Genomic DNA, 1710 nt, shown 5'->3' on the forward strand with positions numbered 1-1710 from the left:
ATGCTGGAGGTATCAGAAGTGCGAATGCTGACATAAGTAACGATAAAGCGGGTGAAAAGCCCGCTCGCCGGAAGACCAAGGGTTCCTGTCCAACGTTAATCGGGGCAGGGTGAGTCGACCCCTAAGGCGAGGCCGAAAGGCGTAGTCGATGGGAAACAGGTTAATATTCCTGTACTTGGTGTTACTGCGAAGGGGGGACGGAGAAGGCTATGTTGGCCGGGCGACGGTTGTCCCGGTTTAAGCGTGTAGGCTGGTTTTCCAGGCAAATCCGGAAAATCAAGGCTGAGGCGTGATGACGAGGCACTACGGTGCTGAAGCAACAAATGCCCTGCTTCCAGGAAAAGCCTCTAAGCATCAGGTAACATCAAATCGTACCCCAAACCGACACAGGTGGTCAGGTAGAGAATACCAAGGCGCTTGAGAGAACTCGGGTGAAGGAACTAGGCAAAATGGTGCCGTAACTTCGGGAGAAGGCACGCTGATACGTAGGTGAAGTCCCTTGCGGATGGAGCTGAAATCAGTCGAAGATACCAGCTGGCTGCAACTGTTTATTAAAAACACAGCACTGTGCAAACACGAAAGTGGACGTATACGGTGTGACGCCTGCCCGGTGCCGGAAGGTTAATTGATGGGGTTAGCGGTAACGCGAAGCTCTTGATCGAAGCCCCGGTAAACGGCGGCCGTAACTATAACGGTCCTAAGGTAGCGAAATTCCTTGTCGGGTAAGTTCCGACCTGCACGAATGGCGTAATGATGGCCAGGCTGTCTCCACCCGAGACTCAGTGAAATTGAACTCGCTGTGAAGATGCAGTGTACCCGCGGCAAGACGGAAAGACCCCGTGAACCTTTACTATAGCTTGACACTGAACATTGAGCCTTGATGTGTAGGATAGGTGGGAGGCTTTGAAGTGTGGACGCCAGTCTGCATGGAGCCGACCTTGAAATACCACCCTTTAATGTTTGATGTTCTAACGTTGGCCCCTGATCGGGGTTGCGGACAGTGTCTGGTGGGTAGTTTGACTGGGGCGGTCTCCTCCTAAAGAGTAACGGAGGAGCACGAAGGTTGGCTAATCCTGGTCGGACATCAGGAGGTTAGTGCAATGGCATAAGCCAGCTTGACTGCGAGCGTGACGGCGCGAGCAGGTGCGAAAGCAGGTCATAGTGATCCGGTGGTTCTGAATGGAAGGGCCATCGCTCAACGGATAAAAGGTACTCCGGGGATAACAGGCTGATACCGCCCAAGAGTTCATATCGACGGCGGTGTTTGGCACCTCGATGTCGGCTCATCACATCCTGGGGCTGAAGTAGGTCCCAAGGGTATGGCTGTTCGCCATTTAAAGTGGTACGCGAGCTGGGTTTAGAACGTCGTGAGACAGTTCGGTCCCTATCTGCCGTGGGCGCTGGAGAACTGAGGGGGGCTGCTCCTAGTACGAGAGGACCGGAGTGGACGCATCACTGGTGTTCGGGTTGTCATGCCAATGGCACTGCCCGGTAGCTAAATGCGGAAGAGATAAGTGCTGAAAGCATCTAAGCACGAAACTTGCCCCGAGATGAGTTCTCCCTGACTCCTTGAGAGTCCTGAAGGAACGTTGAAGACGACGACGTTGATAGGCCGGGTGTGTAAGCGCAGCGATGCGTTGAGCTAACCGGTACTAATGAACCGTGAGGCTTAACCTTACAACGCCGAAGATGTTTTGGCGGATGAGAGAA

General features: G+C 53.6%; 1 rRNA gene. It reads left to right on the forward strand.

Going from position 1 to position 1710, the window contains the following annotated elements:
* Positions 1-1677: ribosomal RNA gene (locus tag ACJHYR_RS27660) — 23S ribosomal RNA — on the forward strand; the annotation flags it as partial.
* Between the last annotated feature and the right edge of the window lie 33 nt (positions 1678-1710).

Origin of the sequence: Escherichia sp. WS1450 (genome assembly GCF_046487395.1) — a bacterium.
Classification (GTDB): Bacteria; Pseudomonadota; Gammaproteobacteria; order Enterobacterales; family Enterobacteriaceae; genus Escherichia; species Escherichia coli.